Origin of the sequence: Pararhizobium polonicum, assembly GCF_001687365.1 — a bacterium.
Lineage (GTDB): Bacteria > Pseudomonadota > Alphaproteobacteria > Rhizobiales > Rhizobiaceae > Pararhizobium > Pararhizobium polonicum.
The window spans coordinates 475605-492841 of sequence record NZ_LGLV01000004.1; the positions used below are offsets into that span (position 1 = coordinate 475605).

The 17237-nt window shown below is 61.3% G+C and carries 18 protein-coding genes; 5 read left to right on the forward strand and 13 right to left on the reverse strand.

Translation table 11 applies throughout. The features are described 5' to 3' along the window. Positions 1-2: 2 nt before the first annotated feature. The 6 genes from ADU59_RS04005 to ADU59_RS04030 form a co-directional block, all read right to left on the reverse strand. Positions 3-1283, reverse strand: a complete 1281-nt coding sequence (locus tag ADU59_RS04005) for an imelysin family protein (RefSeq protein WP_068951882.1) — start codon at positions 1281-1283, stop codon at positions 3-5. A 205-nt stretch (positions 1284-1488) separates the two neighbouring features. Continuing rightward, positions 1489-2778 carry an RsmB/NOP family class I SAM-dependent RNA methyltransferase gene (locus ADU59_RS04010; RefSeq protein WP_068951883.1) on the reverse strand — a complete coding sequence of 430 codons (1290 nt, stop codon included), beginning with the start codon at positions 2776-2778 and terminating at the stop codon, positions 1489-1491. 181 nt (positions 2779-2959) lie between these two features. Next, positions 2960-3322 carry a septal ring lytic transglycosylase RlpA family protein gene (locus tag ADU59_RS04015; protein WP_068952572.1) on the reverse strand — a complete coding sequence of 121 codons (363 nt, stop codon included), beginning with the start codon at positions 3320-3322 and terminating at the stop codon, positions 2960-2962. Between the two features lie 469 nt (positions 3323-3791). Continuing rightward, entirely contained in the window at positions 3792-4664 is an 873-nt protein-coding gene (locus ADU59_RS04020; RefSeq protein WP_068951885.1) for an SDR family oxidoreductase, read from the reverse strand. Continuing rightward, entirely contained in the window at positions 4664-5824 is a 1161-nt protein-coding gene (gene queG, locus ADU59_RS04025) for a tRNA epoxyqueuosine(34) reductase QueG (RefSeq protein WP_068951887.1), read from the reverse strand. The genes ADU59_RS04020 and queG overlap by 1 nt, the downstream gene beginning before the upstream one ends. 66 nt (positions 5825-5890) lie before the next feature. Next, positions 5891-6583, reverse strand: a complete 693-nt coding sequence (locus tag ADU59_RS04030; protein WP_068951889.1) for a glutathione S-transferase family protein — start codon at positions 6581-6583, stop codon at positions 5891-5893. 164 nt (positions 6584-6747) lie between these two features. Between ADU59_RS04030 and ADU59_RS04035 the strand changes: the two genes are divergently transcribed. Then, the gene (locus ADU59_RS04035; protein WP_068951890.1) at positions 6748-7554 is read left to right on the forward strand and encodes an undecaprenyl-diphosphate phosphatase; all 807 of its coding nucleotides are present in this window, start codon (positions 6748-6750) and stop codon (positions 7552-7554) included. Positions 7555-7652: 98 nt separating this feature from the next. Here ADU59_RS04035 and ADU59_RS30835 read toward each other — a convergent pair whose 3' ends face one another. The 3 genes from ADU59_RS30835 to ADU59_RS04045 form a co-directional block, all read right to left on the reverse strand. Then, positions 7653-7817, reverse strand: coding sequence for a hypothetical protein (locus ADU59_RS30835; RefSeq protein WP_099050741.1), 165 nt, complete (start codon positions 7815-7817; stop codon positions 7653-7655). Between the two features lie 250 nt (positions 7818-8067). After that, positions 8068-9048, reverse strand: a complete 981-nt coding sequence (locus ADU59_RS04040) for a complex I NDUFA9 subunit family protein (RefSeq protein ID WP_068951892.1) — start codon at positions 9046-9048, stop codon at positions 8068-8070. Between the two features lie 121 nt (positions 9049-9169). Further along, entirely contained in the window at positions 9170-9457 is a 288-nt protein-coding gene (locus ADU59_RS04045; protein ID WP_068951894.1) for a DUF1330 domain-containing protein, read from the reverse strand. Positions 9458-9601: 144 nt separating this feature from the next. On the opposite strand from ADU59_RS04045, the gene ADU59_RS04050 reads away from it, so the two are divergent. After that, a complete protein-coding gene (locus ADU59_RS04050; protein WP_244506338.1) occupies positions 9602-10684 on the forward strand; it encodes a NosD domain-containing protein in 1083 nt (360 codons plus the stop codon). Here the strand turns inward: ADU59_RS04050 and pyrF are convergent, their stop codons facing one another. The 4 genes from pyrF to dnaN all read right to left on the reverse strand — a co-directional run bounded on the left by pyrF (position 10685) and on the right by dnaN (position 13975). Beyond that, a complete protein-coding gene (pyrF, locus tag ADU59_RS04055) occupies positions 10685-11383 on the reverse strand; it encodes an orotidine-5'-phosphate decarboxylase (RefSeq protein WP_068951897.1) in 699 nt (232 codons plus the stop codon). Then, positions 11380-11970 (reverse strand): histidine phosphatase family protein, encoded by a 591-nt coding sequence (locus ADU59_RS04060; protein WP_068951899.1) that lies wholly within the window; start codon positions 11968-11970, stop codon positions 11380-11382. Before ADU59_RS04060 ends, pyrF begins: the two co-directional genes overlap by 4 nt. A gap of 9 nt (positions 11971-11979) precedes the next feature. Continuing rightward, the gene (gene pmtA / locus ADU59_RS04065) at positions 11980-12576 is read right to left on the reverse strand and encodes a phospholipid N-methyltransferase PmtA (RefSeq protein ID WP_068951901.1); all 597 of its coding nucleotides are present in this window, start codon (positions 12574-12576) and stop codon (positions 11980-11982) included. A 280-nt stretch (positions 12577-12856) separates the two neighbouring features. Then, complete coding sequence (gene dnaN, locus ADU59_RS04070) at positions 12857-13975, reverse strand: DNA polymerase III subunit beta (RefSeq protein ID WP_068951903.1); 1119 nt, start codon at positions 13973-13975, stop codon at positions 12857-12859. Between the two features lie 258 nt (positions 13976-14233). On the opposite strand from dnaN, the gene rsmI reads away from it, so the two are divergent. The 3 genes from rsmI (at position 14234) to ADU59_RS04085 (ending at position 16924) form a co-directional block, all read left to right on the forward strand. Beyond that, positions 14234-15163, forward strand: a complete 930-nt coding sequence (rsmI, locus tag ADU59_RS04075; RefSeq protein WP_068951905.1) for a 16S rRNA (cytidine(1402)-2'-O)-methyltransferase — start codon at positions 14234-14236, stop codon at positions 15161-15163. Continuing rightward, entirely contained in the window at positions 15153-15521 is a 369-nt protein-coding gene (locus tag ADU59_RS04080) for a YraN family protein (RefSeq protein WP_068951907.1), read from the forward strand. The genes rsmI and ADU59_RS04080 overlap by 11 nt, the downstream gene beginning before the upstream one ends. 104 nt (positions 15522-15625) lie before the next feature. Continuing rightward, positions 15626-16924 (forward strand): extracellular solute-binding protein, encoded by a 1299-nt coding sequence (locus ADU59_RS04085; RefSeq protein WP_068951909.1) that lies wholly within the window; start codon positions 15626-15628, stop codon positions 16922-16924. Positions 16925-17237 lie beyond the last annotated feature (313 nt).

Below are 17237 nucleotides of genomic sequence, written 5' to 3' on the forward strand. Positions count from 1 at the left end.
TCTCATTTGAAGACAGCGTTAGGATTATCCAGGCTGTCGGAACCTTCAAGCTCAATCGCGCCGAGATCCAGTGACGCAATGACGCGCTCGACCGTCTTTGCCTGTGCGACGAGGCCATCGATGGCGGCCTGAACGACGGCATTGCCCTCGGTGTTGCCCTCGCCGATCATCTGGTCATAGGCTTCGACGGTCTGGCCGCGCTTGGCCATGGCTTCCATGGCCGCCATGGTGGTGGCCAGCTTTTCCTTCATTTCCTTGTCGAGCGCCGGATCCTTGGCGGCAACGATTTCCGACAGCGAAGGACCGGTCAGCTTGGTGCCGTCGACTCTGGTATATTCGCCGGTATAGGCGGCCTGGATACCGATCGCATCGTGCAGATGCGAGTTGTAGGTGTTGTCGGAGAAGCAGTCGTGCTCTTCTTCCGGATCGTGCAGCAGCAAGCCGAGCTTCATGCGCTCGCCGGCAAGCTCGCCATAGGAAAGCGAGCCCATGCCCGTCAGGATGGCGCCGAGGCCAGCCTTGGGATCGGCCTCGATATTCTTGGTGGCGGCGCCATCCGGCGTCCAGTTGGCGACCATGTCCTTCAGGTCGGACACCAGGAGATCGGTCGCAGCCTTCAGATAGGTGGCGCGGCGGTCGCAATTGCCGTTGGTGCAATTCTTCGTATCGTAGTCGGTGTAGGGCCGGTTGCCGGCGCCCGGGCCCGTGCCGTTCAGGTCCTGGCCCCAGAGCAGGAATTCGATGGCGTGATAGCCGGTGGCGACGTTCGCCTCGATACCACCAGCCTCCTGCAGCGTGCCCGACAGGAATTCCGGCGTGATGTTGGTGGCGTCGACATCCTTGCCGTCGATCTTGATCGTCTTGTTGGCGATGACGTTGGCGGTGAACAGCGCGTTCTCGTCGCTTTCCGTGCCGTAGCTCGGATCGACGTAATCGATCAGGCCTTCGTCCAGCGGCCAGGCATTGACCTTGCCTTCCCACTCGTCGACGATCGGGTTGCCGAAGCGGTAGACTTCGGTTTCCTGATAGGGATTGCGGGCGGCAAGCCAGGCTTCGCGCGCCGCCTTCAGCGTCGCTTCGCTCGGGGTGGCGATCAGCGCGTCGACGGCCTTGTCGAGCGTCTCGGCGGTCGTCAGGGCGTCCGAATATTTGGCAAACGCCACGTCGGCATAATGCTTGACGACGGCAGCGGCATCGGTTGCGGCCTGCGCTGGCTGCAGTGCGAGCACCGAGGTTGCGGTGACAAGCGCCAGCGCGGCGTTGCGAAGGAATGATGTGGTCATGATCTCTCCTGGTATGTTGCCGATTGAAGTCGGCGTTCCCGGCCGTCCGGTGTCAACGGTCGCGCAAGCCGCGCGGCCCGATCGATGGACGTTGGCTGTTCAGCCCGGATTTCATGAACCAAAACTAAACTTGTGTCAAAGCGTATAGTTTAGAACATTTTCAATGTAGAATCGGATGCGAAGAGCACCGGACGGCATCCGCCATTCAGCCCTTGCGGCCCATCAGACAGAAGAAGAATCCGTCGGTATCGGTGGAGGCCGGCGTCAGCGTCACCGTCTTCATGTCGGCCGACCACGGCTGCTTCTTGTCGGTGCCGAACAGGTCAGCCCAGCTATCGGCTGCGGACAGGATTTCGAATTCCGGATTGTCCTCGCAGAAAGCGTAGACCTGCGCCTCGTTTTCCTCCGGCAGCACCGAACAGGTGACATAGATGAGATGGCCGCCAACGCGCACGAAGGGTGCTGCACCGGCAAGCGCCTGCCGCTGCTGGCCCAGCCGTTCCTCGAGATTCTTCTGTGTCAGCCGCCACTTCGTGTCGGGACGGCGCCGCCAGGTGCCGGTGCCGGTGCAGGGGGCATCCACGAGAACACGATCGAGCCGGCCGATGAGCGGCGTCAGGCCTTCCAGCCGGTCATGGACCTGGACGTTGCGGGTGCCTGCCCGCTTCAGCCGCTCGATGATCGGCGCGAGACGCTTGCGATCGGTGTCGTAGGCGTGGATCTGGCCCTTGTTGTTCATGGCCGCCGACATCGCCAGTGTCTTGCCGCCGCCGCCGGCGCAATAATCGAGGATCTGGTCGCCTTCCTTCGGCATGACGAGATCGGCGACGATCTGCGAGCCTTCGTCCTGAACCTCGAACCAGCCCTTCTCGAACGAGATCTCCGCCGTGACATTGGGCAGGCGCGATGCGCCCTCGCCCGCCTGGACGCGGATACCCTGCCGGGCGATCGCTGCCGGCTCGACGGCGCTGCGATCCAGCGCCTTCAGAACCTTTTCGCGCGTTGCCTTCAGGGTGTTGACGCGCAGGTCGAGCGCCGGGCGTCCGGCCAGCGCCTTGGCTTCGGCGAGCCAGTCTTCATCGAAATTTTCCTCAAAGGACGGCTGCACCCATTCCGGGATATCGCCCTGGACATGCGCCGGCGCATCTTCGAGCTTGCGGCTGGCAAAAGCGGCGATCATCTCGGCTGTCAGGGGCTCAGGCGCAAACTTGTCGCCCTCCAGTTCACCGGCCAGCTGTTCGGGCGAAACGCCCCACTGGCGGAACATCACGGCGTGGCCGAGCGCTGTCGCGCTGTCGCTGTCCATCAGATAGGCGTGCGAGAGCTTCATGCGCAGGGCGTCATAGACGATATTGCCGATCGCGGCGCGATCGCCGGACCCGGCGAAACGATGTGCCAGCCCCCAATCCTTGAGAGCATCGGCAACCGGACGCTTGCGCGTCTCTATATCGGCAAGAACCTCAATGGCTCCGGCGAGCCTGCCACCCAGTCGCATCTTTCAAACTCCATTTTCCGCCGTGGTAGCGGTGATGGCCGTCAAGAGCAAGCCGGGATGCGGCGGACCGTGACGATTGCTGACCGGATGCGAGGCGATGGCCGATGCGGGAGGCGGTCCCTCCCCGATCGTACCGGATCAAACCCAGCCGGAACAAAATCCGGACAGGCACGTTTCGATATCAGCTGACGATGCGATAACAGACGCTCGCAGTGCCGGAATTGATCATGCCGATATGGGAGGCGGCAGCCTTGGAGAGATCGAGAACGCGGCCGCGAATGAAAGGGCCCCGGTCGTTGATGCGAACGACGACGGTCTTGCCGTTGCGCTTGTTGGTGACGGCGACCTTGGTGCCGAACTTGAGATTGCGATGCGCGGCCGTCAGGTAGGAGGCGTTCATCCGTTCGCCGGATGCCGTGCGTGACGACAGCGCGTACCAGGATGCGCCGCCGCAGCCGGTTCCGGCAGCCTGGCTTGGTGTCACAGATGTAAAGGTTGCCCCCACGGCAAAGAGTGCTGCCAGCGCAGCAGACGTGAACTTCATCTTGATCAAACAGATGACCCCTTCGGTTGAAATTTAGTCAATCCTTACGAAGGTCGTGCTTGTCGGGGCGAAAAATGGCGAAAACGTGCCTCAACCATTAACTTTGCATTAGGATATATTGACGATCTACGAAAAACTAAAATTACGAAATGTTGAATTGCTGTCACATATCCGCAGAAATGCTTTGGAATCAGTCGGTAATCCAAGATCGCGCGATCACGCCGCCGTGAACTCATCGGTGCACATAAAAAACGATTCAATTTTTTGAAATTGGCTAAATCTGGCAGATCCGCGAGCTGGAAAACCACATAATCCCGCTTTGGTTGCATTCAATTGGCCAAGTATAGAGAGATATTCTATCCACTTTTATAGATCAAACGACGACTTTTCCGTGGATACTGCGACAGCCGGAAGACCGATCTGTCAGCAATCGTTCATACACTATCGCCGACACGCATTACTGCGAAGATCAACCCCGCCAGTGTCCGCCATTCCATAAATCCGCTAGCGAAATCCGATAGTCCGGAAAGCGAAAGACGAAGCCGAGATCACGCAGGCGTGCATTGGAGACGCGCTTGTTCTCACCATAGAAAGACCGGGCCATCGGCGTGAGTTCGGCGGTCTCGAAGGGGATTTCAGGGGGCGGGGTCACCCCCATCAGGCGGGCGGCTTCCGCCACGATATCCTGCGGCGGCGCCGGCTCGTGATCGGTGACATTGAAGATGCCGCCGATGGCGCGTCCGGACAGGAACAGCGCGGCACCGGCAATGTCCTCGACACGGATGCGATTGAAAACCTGGTTCGGCTTGATCAACCGGCGTGCCGTGCCGGCGGCAAGATTGCAGAAGGCGTTGCGGCCGGGACCGTAGATGCCGGACAGGCGCAGCACCGCGACCGGAATATTGCTCTCCTCGCCAAAGGCGAGCCACGCCTTTTCGGCGGCGACACGCTCCACCGAGCGGGCGGAGACCGGCTCCAGCGACGCCGCCTCCGTGACCCATGCGCCACCGTGATCGCCATAGACGCCGACGGTCGAGAGATAACCCGCCCATTTCAGGTTCGGCATCAGCTCGGCAAGCGGCGGCGTTTGCGGATGCATCATCGGATCGCCGTCATGGCCGGGCGCAATGGACTGGATCAGATGTGTCGTGCGCTGCATGGCGGCCGCAAGGTCCGGCGAAATGCTCACGCCGTCATAAACGAGCGCATCGATACCCAGCTGCCGAAGGCCGGCAATCCTGTCTGGTCCCCGCGTGGTCCCCGTCACCGATTGCGCGAGCGGCAGGAAGGCTTTGGCAATTGCCGAACCGGAGAAACCGGCGCCGAGAGTGAGAACGTGCATCAGACAACTCCTGCCATTTTCCATTCGGCGAGCACCTCGGGATCGGTCTCGCCATGCCGTCTTGCCGCAAAATGCGTAAAATCGCCAGCCGCCATCAGCCGTGACAACGCCCAGATGGCCATGCCGCGCACCGTCGGCGATGTATCCTTCGACAATTCTGCACAGATATCGATCAGGCCGGCATCGCCGGAATTGCCGGCGGCGATCAGACAGTTGCGCACGAACCGGTCGCGGCCGATGCGCTTGACCGGAGAGCCGGAAAAGAACGTGCGAAACGCCGTGTCGTCGAGCGTCAGCAGATATGACAGCGGCGGCGCCTTCAGATCCTCGCGCGCCTGCAGCTTCATCTCTGAGGCCGCCGCGGCAAACTTGTTCCAGGGACAGGCGGCCAGACAGTCGTCGCAGCCGTAGATGCGGTTGCCGATCCGCGCGCGAATGCCGGGATCGATCGGCCCCTTGTGCTCGATCGTCAGATAGGAAATGCAGCGGCGCGCATCGATCTTGTAGGGTGCTGGAAAGGCATCCGTCGGACAGGCGTCCAGACAGGCGCGGCAGGAACCGCAATGATCGCGCTCCGGCGCATCGACAAGCAGTTCGGCCGTGGTGAACAGGCTGCCCAGGAACAGCCAGGAGCCGAACTCGCGGCTGACGAGATTGGTATGTTTTCCCTGCCAGCCGAGGCCGGCCTGCTCGGCCAGCGGTTTTTCCATCACCGGAGCCGTATCGACGAACACCTTGACATCGACGCCAGCCCTGGCTGCGAAACGGGTCGCGACCTCTTTCAGCTTGCCCTTGATCACATCGTGATAGTCACGGTTGCGGGCATAGACCGAGATCGCACCGAGATCGGGCTTGCCAAGGATCGAACGCGGGTCCTCGTCCGGCCCATAATTCATGCCGAACAGCACGACCGAACGCACATCGCTCCACAACACGCGTGGATCGGACCGGCGGGCCGCCGTCTCGGCCATCCAGTCCATCGTGCCGTGATAGCCGCGATCCAGAAAATCGGCGAGGCGTTCGGGGGCCTGCGGGATGGAATCGGGCAGCGTCACCCGGCAGACATCGAAGCCCTTGTCGCGGGCCTCTTCCTTCAGGAAGCGGGTGAGCGTCCGGAGCCTCTTGTCATGCTTCTCCGTGTGGAGCGCATCGCCGGGCACGGACGTCTCCTATCGCTGGAACATGATATTGGCCGAAAACCGCTTCACACTGTTCGGCATCATGCTCTAAAAATCCAGATCGGCGTAATGGGATACGGGCGTCACGCCGCGCACGCGTTCGCCCAGCAACGGCCGGAAGGACGGCCGCGACTTCAGCCGCTGATACCAGTCCTTGACCGCGGGCGCCTCCGACCAGTCGATCTCGCCCAGATAATCCAGCACCGAGATGGCGGCAGCGGCGGCAAGATCGGCATAGGACAGCCGGTCGCCGGCCAGATAGGTGCGCGAGCCCGCGAGCCAGCCCAGATATTTCAGGTGCTGGCGGATGTTGGAGCGCGACGTGCGCAGCATCTTCGAATCGGGCGCACCGCCACCCTGATCCGGCGTCATCTGCAGCTTGAAGATCCGTTCGCGCACCAGCGGCCGCGTCACGTCCGCTTCCATCTTCTGCAGGAACCATTCGACCAGCCTGCGGATCTCGGCGCGCTGGAAGGGGTCCTCGGCCAGAAGCCGGCGATCGCGCTTCAGGACGCCATTGGTCTCATCGAGATATTCGGAAATCACAGTCGCGCCACAGAGTGCCCTCATGCTGTCATCGACATAGACCGGCAACGTGCCAGCGGGATTGAGCGTCAGGAAATCACGCCGCTTTTCCCAGGGCTGTTCCTCCGCCAGTTCCGTCTGATAACCGTATTCCGACAGGATCAGTCGGACGAACCGCGACGAGGTGGACATGGGGTGATGATAAAGTGTCGGCATGGCTGGTCAGGCTTCATCAGTTCGATTGGGAGGAGACGGTTTTGTCGCGGCGGTTACGGCTGGCCACGGTCTACAGGAAAGAGCTATAGGAATTTATGGCCGCGGGCACAAGGTAGCGGCGATTCCACGTTTCTAAACCCAAATTCTTCAGGGATGCTTAACTTATGGGCGATCACTCGATTATCAGCGCAATCCTTCTGGGGATTATCGAAGGCATTACGGAATTTCTTCCGATATCCAGCACGGGCCACCTGCTCATTGCCGAGCAATGGCTGGGGCAGCGCTCCGACACCTTCAATATCGTCATACAGGCGGGCGCGATCCTTGCCGTCACCATCATCTATTGGCAGCGCCTGCTGTCCCTTCTGATCGGCTGGCGCAACCCGGAAAACCGCAGCTACGCCGGAAAATTGATTCTGGCATTTCTGGTGACGGCAATCCTCGGCCTGGTCGTCAAGAAGCTCGGCTTCCGTCTACCCGAAAGTGTCACGCCCATCGCCTGGGCGCTCATCATCGGCGGGCTATGGATGATCGCCGCGGAAAAGATCGCGGCACGGCGGCCTGAAAGCAGCCATGTGAGCTGGACGGTCGCTGTGATCGTCGGTCTGGCGCAGATCGTTGCCGGCATCTTCCCTGGAACGTCGCGATCCGGCGCCACCATTTTCGCCGCCATGATTTTCGGCACCCGCAACCGCGCCGCGGCAACGGAATTCGCGTTTCTGGTCGGCATACCCACCATGTATGCCGCCAGCGCCTTTGAACTGTTGTCGACGATCAAGGATGGCGGTATCGGCAGCGAGGACTGGACGTCGCTGGGCATCGCCTTCGTCGTCTCGACCATCACCGCATTCATCGCGGTCAAATGGCTGCTGAACTATATCCAGAACAACCGTTTCACCGCCTTTGCCATCTATCGCATCATCTTCGGTGCGGCCCTTCTCGGCATGGTGACTGTCGGCTGGGTCAGCTGATCAGGCAACAAAAAAACCGCATGCATCCCGTTTGAAAGGATGCATGCGGTTCCTGGCCCCCGCCATAGTTCGTGCCGCCCGTTTTGAGGCGGAAAATCTTACTTGCCGGCGAGCGTATCGATCGATGCCGTGGTGCAGGGATCGACACCATAGGCCGGCGCGCAACCGCTGTGATTGCTGGCGACCGTCTTCGGCGCAGCGAAGGATCCAGCCAGGATGATAAGTGCCGCGCACGCAAAGAAAATCGCGATCGACTTGCCCATAAAGAATGTGCCTCTCAAGATGATGTGACGGCGCCCGTCGTCCTGATCCGAACGATGCGGCGCGGCTGCTGTCTATGCGCTGGAACCAACGTTATCAATATCGACACATGTTGAATCGACGGTAAATGCCAATCGCTTTTTTAAGTGAGGCAGAACTGCAACGCTTTGTTCAGCGCCGACCAAAAAGAAACCGCCGGTGGATGCCGGCGGTTTTCATTGCAACCAGGAATTTTCGCCTTCGGCCGATGGCTCAGGCGGTGCTGCCGGACCGGGTATACTGGCCCTGCGGGCGGTAACGCACCATGTAAGAGGGCAGAACCGCTTCGACCGACGTCGGCTCGATACCGAACGCCTGCAACGTGCGTCCATCGGCCTGTGCCGTGGCGGAAACGACATTGTCGCTCTTCAGCAGCGTCACCTGATCGACGGTCAGCGGCGGCGTGATCAACGGTACCATCGACGCGACCGAGCCGATCATCGAGGCAATGCCGAAGGGGATCGGCAGCAGCACGCGCTGGCGATCGATGGTCTTCAGCATGATCTCGAGACAGTTCTTGAAGGTGAGGACGTCCGGGCCGCCGATTTCATAGATCCGGCCCCGGGCAATCTTGCCTTCCACCGATTTGGCAACCGCATCGGCGACATCGGTGACATAAACAGGCTGGAACGCCGTCTTGCCGCCGCCGATCAGGGGCAGGACCGGCGAGAAGCGGGACATTTCGGCGAACTTGTTGAAGAAACCGTCCTCCGGACCGAAGACGATCGACGGCCGCAGGATGACCGCGTCCGCAACCGTCTCGAGGATCGCCTTTTCGGCGCGGCCCTTGCTGCGGGCGTACAGCGATTCGGCTGAGGCATCGGCGCCGATGGCGGAGATATGGGTCAGCGTCGCACCGGCACCCCGGGCAGCCTCGGCCACCGCGCGGGCGCCAAAATCCTGCACCGAATCGAAGGTGTTGCGGCCGCTCTCGAACAGGAGACCAACGCAATTGACGACATGATCGGCGCCCTGCACCGCCGCGTCCACCGATTTGCGATACCGCAGATTGGCCTGAACGAAGGAAATCTGGCCGACATTGCCGAGCGGCTGCAGGAAACCGGCAAGATCCGGCCGGCGGACCGCGACGCGGATGCGGAAGCCGCGCCTGGCAAGCGCCCGCACGACATGACGGCCGACAAATCCGGACCCGCCGAAAACAGTGACGAGCGGCGGGAGATTGGACAAGGTCATGGCACAGGCACTCCTGATCTTCAGCATGGTGTATGTGAGCTACATAGCCCAATCATCGGGCGACGGAAAGGCTTATCGCAATGGCTTTTCTGCCACCTTCCGCCGCAGTCCCGGCGGTCCGTCAGGCGCCTTCGACGACGACCATTTCGGCATCGGCGACTTCCTGCCGGATGGCGGCGGCAATCTGGTATTCCGGGGAATTGTAGCAATCGACGGCCGCCTGCAGCGACGGGAACTCGATCACCACGTTGCGGCCGCGCACATCGCCTTCCAGGCGCTGGAATGCACCGCCGCGGGCCAGAAAATTCGCCCCGTATTTCTCGAACGCCGGCTTGGCCGCGGCGACATAGTCCTTGTAACGCTCGGCATCGCGGACATCGACCCGCGCAATCCAGTAGCCCTTTGCCATGACCTTCTCCCTAATTTCGTCGTAACCCGGCAATATTCGTCTGGTTTATTCCGTCAATTCATTTGGCGGGTCAAGCCGCAGCGGCACTCTTTGCAGGACAGTTCCTTCAAACGTGCCGGACAGGACAAACGCTGGAGATCCGGAATGTCAGGTATGATGTCAGCCGCCAAAACGGCAGCGGCAACGAGCGCGGCGGTGCTGCTCTATCTCTGTTCCGGGACTGCGCACCCCGCTCTCGCCAAACCCATGCAATGCGCCCCGGACGTCACCGCGGCCGCAACGGCCCCTGCGACCCCACAGGCTGCAAGCGTAGAGATCCGCTGCGACCTCAGCCTTGCGCCGACGGATGTCATCAGCAAACGCCTGATCTTTTCAGGCGCCAAAGCATCCGGAGCGACGCTGGATTGCAACGGCGCAACGCTGGACGGCTCGCGCAGTACGCTCAATTTCGGCAAGCCGACGGTGCTGATCCGCTCCACCAAGAGCAAGACCGGCGACTGGAGCGTGCCGTCCGACATCACCGTGCGCAACTGCGTCATCAGGGGCTCGCTTCGCCTTCAGGGGCTCGGCACCAACGGACAGGCGAAGGAGGTGCAATTGTCCTCGCTGACGCCGGATCACACGGCGCATGCCCAGGCATCGGCCCCTTCGCATATCCTGCTCTCCAAACTGACCTTTCTCGCCGATGGCAGGGTTCCCCTTTATATCGGCCCCGGCGTGACCGGTGTTACGCTGGAAAAATCCTCCTTGACCGGCAGGACCAACGGCCTTGCCGTCTACCTTGACGCCGAATCGGCGCGCAATACGATCAGCGGAAATCACTTTGGCATCGTCGGCAAGCGCGAGCAGATCGCCATCGACGGTTCCGCCTACAACACGATCTCCGGAAACAGTTTCGACAATCCGATCAGCGGCGGGATTTTTCTCTATCGCAATTGCGGCGAAGGCGGAACGATCCGGCATCAGAAACCGCAGCACAACACCATATCCGGCAACACATTCACCTATCAGATGGCTTACGCGGCCAAGCCCGCCGTCTGGCTCAATTCACGCAACGGCGTCCAGCGTCACTGCTTTCTGGACCCCGCCCATCCCTTTGGCAGCAGCCTCAGCTCGCTGGACTTTGCCCAGTTCAACACGGTCACGGGCAACCGCCTGATCGGCGGCGGGCCATCGCTCATCCGCAACACCGATCCCAGCAACATCGTTACCGGCAACGGCCAATAATCAGAGCGCGCCGGTCATCTCGGCGAGGATGGCGCGCGCCGCAGCACGCGGGTCGGCGGCCTTGACGATCGGGCGGGCGACGACGAGATGGCTCGATCCGGCGGCAAGCGCATCGGCCGGCGTCATCACGCGCTTCTGGTCGCCCCTGTCGCTGCCGGCCGGCCGGATGCCGGGGGTAACGATGGCCATATCCGGGCCGACGATCTTGCGCACGGCAGACGATTCCTCGGCCGAGCAGACGATGCCGCCCATGCCCGCTGCCCGTGCCTGTTCGGCGCGCCGCAGCACCAGCGTGTGCGGATCATATTCGTAGCCGGCGTCGATGACGTCCTGCTCGTCCATGGAGGTGAGCACGGTGACGCCGAGCAGGCAGAGGTCCGATCCCCTGGCCGCCTCCACCGCCGCCCGCATCGCTTTCGGATAGGCGTGCAGCGTCAGCATCGACATGCCCATCTTGACGATATTCTCGACGCCCTTGGCAACCGTGTTGTCGATATCGAGCAGCTTCATGTCGAGGAAGACCTTCTTGCCATCCTTGGCAAGGTCGCGGGCGAACTCCAGCCCGCCGGCGAAGACCAGCTGATAGCCGATCTTGTAAAACAGCACGTCGTCGCCGAGCGTTTTGACGATCGTCTCGGCTTCGCCGATGGTGGGGATATCAAGGCCGACGATCAGCCGGTCGCGCGCGGTCGCAGTCATTGTTGCCATCCTTGCCAGAGCTCCATGGCGGTCCAGTCGCATGCAGGGGACCTGTCTGCAAGAGCAAATGCGAAGAGATTGCCACCGCCCGCCGGCTGGTCGTGGCTGCGCGCGATCGGCAGGCCGGCCAGATGGCATTTCAGCAGCGTTCCGACACCGCCGTGCCCGACAAACGCAATGGGCCTTGCCGGATCGTGCCGGTCGAGCACGGAGGTGACAGCCGTCACGATCCGCTTCTGGGCATCGATGGCACGCTCCCAGCCGTTAAAGCTGTCTTGCGGATTGGCGAAGAACCAGTTCGCCGCCTTTTCGAATTCGTCCGGCACCAGGAAGCCGGTCGCCGACCGGTCGTTTTCGCCGGCATGCGCCAGCACCTCGACCTGAATACCGCCCGCCCCCGCCAGGATCGCTGCCGTTTCCAAAGCCTTGGTCTCGTCGCTCGAGACAATACGGGTCAGCGCCTTGGCCCAGTCACACCGGGCCGCGGCCTCGGAACGGGCTTTGCCGATATCGGACAATCCCCATCGCGGGACCGGCACATCCGGCTCCATGCGGATTTGCGGATGCGTCAGATAGATGCCGAACATCGGGAGGTCTCAATGCGTCTTGCGATAGACCCACAACTGCGCCGGCGGAATGTTGCGGACGACGAAATCATAATGGGAAATCTGGTAACGGTCGGGCATCGCCACGACCGGCGACAGGGGACCGTAGGAAATCTGGATCACCGGACGGCCGACGGGCACCCGCGACAACAGGTCGTCGATCAGCGACACGCGCATATGCATCGGAAAATTCAGGAGGGGGACGGCGGAAATGACGCTGTCGAACTGCTGGCCGTTTCGCGCGCCCAGCGTCTTGTCGAGATCGAAGGCATCGCCGTTGATGAAATCGACGCCGGGATAGGTGCGGACCAGGTGCTGGAAGAAATCGGTGGAAAATTCGACGGAGACCAGGTTTTGAGGCTGCACGCCCTTCTGCAGGATCGCCTTGGTGATGACGCCCGTGCCCGGTCCAAGCTCCAGAACAGGCAGGCCCGAATGCGGATTGACGACGCTTGCCATTCTTCGGGCGGTTACTCCGGATGTCGGCACAATCGAGCCAACCGCCTTCATATTGCTGCGCCAACCCTTGAAGAAGCGAATTTCCTCGTCGAATTTCTTGCCAAAACGCTCTTTCAGACGAAAATTCATGCGTATCTCCACCAAATACGTCGCCGGCGCGCTGAACAGCATATCATGCCTGTCGGCGCAGACGCAGCACCCTAAATTATAAAACGATTATGTGTTGCCAACTGCGACAAAAACAAGTCTTTTCACGCCATTAAATCGACAAGCCAACAACTCCGTTGGCAGGCGTTCCGCCGATACAATTTGTGAAGGTCCCATAACACAGGCGCGGCACCGGGCAGGTACAAAAACGGCCGGAGAATGATCCGGCCGTCGCTTTCATTTGAATGTGGCGTCCTGGCGCCTAAACCCGCATCGGCATCAGCACGTAGAGTGCGTCGTCGCCCGCCATGTCGCGCACCAGCGTCGGCGAACCGGCATCGGCCAGCATGAAGACGGCATCGGTGCCGGAAAGCTGCGCGGTGATATCGAGCAGGTATTTGGCGTTGAAGCCGATCTCCAGCGGATCGCTGTCGTAACCGACCGCCAATTCTTCCGTCGCGCTGCCCGAGTCGGGATTGTTGACGGTGAGCGTCAGCTGCCCCTCGCTCAGGGCCAGCTTGACGGCGCGGCCACGCTCGGACGAGATCGTCGAAACGCGGTCGACGGCCTGGGCGAAGGACTGGCAGTCGATCTTCAGTTCCTTGTCGTTGTTGGCCGGGATGACGCGCTGGTAATCCGGGAAGGTGCCGTCGATCAGCTTCGAGGTCATGATGATCGAACCGATGGTGAGACGGATCTTGGCATCAGACACTTCGACGGTGACGATCACATCCGGATTGTCGACCAGCTTCTGCAATTCGCTGACCGTCTTGCGCGGAATGATGATGCCCGGCATGCCCTCGGAACCCGATGGCGCTTCCAGATCGGCGCGGGCCAGACGGTGGCCGTCGGTGGCAACGGCGCGCAGCTTCAGCTGGCCCTTGCTTTCGATCGTGTGGATATAGATGCCATTGAGGTAGTAGCGGGTTTCTTCCGTCGAGATCGCGAACTGGGTGCGATCGATCAGCATCTTCAGGTCCGTCGCCTTGATGCGGAAGGTATGGGTAAAGGCGCCGGCGGTCAGATCCGGGAAATCCGATTGCGGCAGGCATTGCAGCGAGAACTTCGAGCGGCCGGACTGCACCGTCATCGCCGTGCCTTCGGCATTGGTGGCGAGCGCCACTTCGGAACCATCCGGCAACTTGCGGACGATGTCGTAAAGCAGATGCGCCGGCACCGTCGTTGCGCCGGGCGTCTCGACCTGTGCAGGCGTCGCCTCGGTGATTTCGAGGTCGAGGTCGGTCGCCTTCATTTCAAGGCTTGCACCATCGGAGCGCAGCAGCACGTTCGAGAGGATCGGAATGGTATTGCGACGCTCGACCACACGGTGAACGTGGTTCAGCGACTTCAGAAGATTGGACCGCTCGAGAGTAATGCGCATGGGATGCTACCGCTTTCAACCATCGCCGGGCGGGCCGCGCCTCCCGGCTTGAACTTTTGAAGTGCCCGCTTTCAGACGGGAAAGATGTGGACGGGCAAAATGGCAGAAAAAAGCCGTCGAAAGCAAGGGGTAACCATGGCAGAGCCCCAGTAATGTTTGCTTCTGCCCGATTCCGCCGCTCTTGCCGAAGCGTGAGCGCTCACCCATAAAGAAAAGACGCCGGTTCGACGGCGGGCGAAGGCATAAAGGTAAGCAGTTTTGGAAAAGCAGGCATCGGGCGAAACGCAGACGAACGAGCGGCAGAAGGGCTACCGGCTGCACAATATTGCCGTGCCCGCCCGGCCGCTGGAACCGGCGCTCTATCTCGTCGCCACCCCGATCGGAAATCTCTCCGACATTACGCTGCGGGCACTGGAAACGCTGGCCGGCGCCGATGTGCTGGCCTGCGAGGACACACGCGTCACCCGCGTGTTGCTCGACCGCTACGGCATCGTCAACCGTCCCTATGCCTATCACGAGTACAATGCCAACGAAGTCGGGCCAAAACTTCTGGCCGCGCTCGACGAGGGCAAATCCGTTGCCCTGGTTTCGGATGCGGGCACGCCGCTGGTCTCCGATCCCGGCTACCGGCTCGGCCAGATCGCCATCGAGGCCGGCCACCGGGTCGTTCCCATTCCCGGCGCGTCCGCGCCGCTGGCAGCGCTTGTCGGCTCGGGCCTTCCCAACGATGCGTTTCTGTTCGCGGGCTTTCTGCCCTCCAAGGACAAGGCGCGGCGCGACCGGTTCGCGGAACTGAGCGCCATTCCCGCCACCCTGATGTTTTTTGAATCGCCGCACCGGATCGCCGCGACGATCGTTGCCGCCCATGATGTGCTCGGGCCCGAACGCCGCGCTTCCGTCTGCCGCGAACTGACCAAGACCTTCGAGGAATTCCGCCGCGGCACGCTGGCCGAGCTCAAGGCATTCTATGACGAGGGCGCCACCGTCAAGGGCGAGATCGTGCTTGTCATCGGCCCGCCGGATGCGCCGGCAGCCCCCGAGGCTGACGATGTCGATGCCATCCTGTTGAAGCTGGTCAAGGACATGTCGACCGGCAAGGCGGCAACCGAAGCGGCCAAGCAGACCGGCCTCAACCGCAAGGATCTCTACGACCGGCTGCTGGAGCTCAAAGACCGGAATGAACCGTGAGCCGCCCGACAAGAAGAGACTGAAGGCGCTCCGGCGCGGCGCGCTGGCGGAATATCGCGCCGCCCTTTCGCTGCTTCTCAAAGGCTACCGCATCGTCGCCTTTCGCTATCGCACCAAGCTCGGCGAGATCGACATCATTGCACGCAAGGGCAATCTGATTGCGTGCGTCGAAGTCAAAGCCCGCCGCTCGCTGGACGAATCCGTTTTCGCCGTTTCCGATTTTGCACAGCGCCGCATCCGCGCTGCAAGCGATCTCTGGCTGGCCAGGCAGCCGGATTTTGCACGTCTTTCAATCCGCTACGACATCGTTTCCGTCACGCCGTGGCGCTGGCCGGTCCATCTTCCCGATGCTTTTTGAACAGCTGTGCACAGTTGTAATCGTTCCGACACAAAAGCGTTATCCGCGCGTCACGAAAGGGCTTTAGCCGGTTCCTCACTCTAAACCTGGTGAAAGGAACTGCCATGATCAGGAAATTCACGATGACCGGCCTCGCGCTGGTCTTCTCCGCCACCTCCTCGTTTGCTGCGACCAACATCACCTGGTGGCACGGCATGGCCGGCCGCAACGGCGAAGTCATCAACGAAGTCGCGACCAAGTTCAACGCCGCCCAGACCGCTTGCGCGCTGACCCCGGTTTCCAAGGGCACCTACGAGGAAGCGCTCGCGTCCGGTATCGCCGCCTTCCGTTCGGGCGAACAGCCGAACATCCTGCAGGTGTTCGACGCGGGTGCGGCAACGATCATCAACGCCAAGGGCGCCGTCATCCCGGCTGAAGACCTGATCAACAAGGCCGGTTACAAGTTTGACCGCGACGCCTTCATCGACGGCGTTCGCTACTTCTACGCCGACAGCGACGGCAAGTTTGTCGGCATGCCGTTCAACTCCTCGGCACCGATCATGTACATCAACGACGAGGCCCTGAAGAAGGCCGGCGTCGAAGCGCCGAAGACCTGGGAAGAGTTCGAAGCCGCCGCGCCGAAGCTGAAGGCTGCCGGCTACATCCCGCTCGTCCAGTCGCAGCTCACCTGGCAGTTCACCGAGAACTTCTTCTCGCGCAACAACATCCAGTTCGCCTCCAACAACAACGGCTACGACAGCGTCACCGATACGACGCTGAAGGTCACCGACCCGAACCTGATCATGATGTTCGACAAGCTGAAGGCCTGGAAGGACGAAGGCTATTTCGCCTTTTACGGCGCCAGCTGGAACGACAACCAGAAAATGTTCGAAGAAAACAAGGCTGCTCTGTGGATCGGCTCCTCGGGCTCGTTCGGCGGCCTGACCAAGACGGCACAGATGCCGTTCTCGGCCACCTTCCTACCCTACTGGGGTTCGATCAAGGGCGCCGGCACCTCGTCCTTCATCGGTGGCGCTGCCCTGTTTGCCATGTCCGGCAAGACGGACGCAGAAAACAAGTGCGTTGCCGACTTCTTCCAGTTCCTGACCTCGCCGGAAATCCAGGTCTTCTACCACAAGGCCACCGGCTACGTCGCCATCACCAAGGCGGCCTATGAGCTGGCCAAGAAGGAAGGCTACTACAACGAGAAGCCGGCCGCCGAAGTCGGCATCCAGCAGCTGATGCTGCCGGCCGGCGAATGGTCGAAGGGCTATCGCCTCGGCTTCTATCCGCAGATCCGCGAAATCATGGAACGCGAATACGGCCGCATCTTCGCGGGCGAAGTCTCCGTCAAGGACGCCTTCGACACAATCGAGAAGGAAGGCAACGAGCTTCTCGCCCGGTTTGCCAAGACGGCTGGTTGATCTCTGATCTCCCTCCCCCTTGTGGGGAGGGTGGCCCGAAGGGTCGGGAGGGGTTCTTTTTTAAAATCCCCTCCCCAACCCTCCCCACAAGGGGGAGGGAGCGCCCCTCATCCGGCCTTTCGGCCACCTTCTCCCGTATGACGGGGAGAAGGACAGGCGGCAAACTCCCTCATCCCCTCTCCCCGCCTGCGGGGAGAGGGCTAGGGTGAGGGGCAGGCCTCGCCGCCCGGTGTATTTCAAATCTTGCCCGGTGTATTTCAAATCTTGAAAGTCCGTTCATGACGAACACGCCCACATCTTCGGCCATGTCCGC

Coding starts and splice junctions, on each gene's coding strand:
- ADU59_RS04005 (WP_068951882.1), bottom strand. CDS start 1,283: ATGACCACATCATTCCTTCGCAACGCCGCGCTGGCGCTTGTCACCGCA.
- ADU59_RS04010 (WP_068951883.1), bottom strand. CDS start 2,778: ATGCGACTGGGTGGCAGGCTCGCCGGAGCCATTGAGGTTCTTGCCGAT.
- ADU59_RS04015 (WP_068952572.1), bottom strand. CDS start 3,322: ATGAAGTTCACGTCTGCTGCGCTGGCAGCACTCTTTGCCGTGGGGGCA.
- ADU59_RS04020 (WP_068951885.1), bottom strand. CDS start 4,664: ATGCACGTTCTCACTCTCGGCGCCGGTTTCTCCGGTTCGGCAATTGCC.
- ADU59_RS04030 (WP_068951889.1), bottom strand. CDS start 6,583: ATGCCGACACTTTATCATCACCCCATGTCCACCTCGTCGCGGTTCGTC.
- ADU59_RS04035 (WP_068951890.1), top strand. CDS start 6,748: ATGGGCGATCACTCGATTATCAGCGCAATCCTTCTGGGGATTATCGAA.
- ADU59_RS30835 (WP_099050741.1), bottom strand. CDS start 7,817: ATGGGCAAGTCGATCGCGATTTTCTTTGCGTGCGCGGCACTTATCATC.
- ADU59_RS04040 (WP_068951892.1), bottom strand. CDS start 9,048: ATGACCTTGTCCAATCTCCCGCCGCTCGTCACTGTTTTCGGCGGGTCC.
- ADU59_RS04045 (WP_068951894.1), bottom strand. CDS start 9,457: ATGGCAAAGGGCTACTGGATTGCGCGGGTCGATGTCCGCGATGCCGAG.
- ADU59_RS04050 (WP_244506338.1), top strand. CDS start 9,602: ATGTCAGGTATGATGTCAGCCGCCAAAACGGCAGCGGCAACGAGCGCG.
- pyrF (WP_068951897.1), bottom strand. CDS start 11,383: ATGACTGCGACCGCGCGCGACCGGCTGATCGTCGGCCTTGATATCCCC.
- ADU59_RS04060 (WP_068951899.1), bottom strand. CDS start 11,970: ATGTTCGGCATCTATCTGACGCATCCGCAAATCCGCATGGAGCCGGAT.
- pmtA (WP_068951901.1), bottom strand. CDS start 12,576: ATGAATTTTCGTCTGAAAGAGCGTTTTGGCAAGAAATTCGACGAGGAA.
- dnaN (WP_068951903.1), bottom strand. CDS start 13,975: ATGCGCATTACTCTCGAGCGGTCCAATCTTCTGAAGTCGCTGAACCAC.
- ADU59_RS04080 (WP_068951907.1), top strand. CDS start 15,153: ATGAACCGTGAGCCGCCCGACAAGAAGAGACTGAAGGCGCTCCGGCGC.
- ADU59_RS04085 (WP_068951909.1), top strand. CDS start 15,626: ATGATCAGGAAATTCACGATGACCGGCCTCGCGCTGGTCTTCTCCGCC.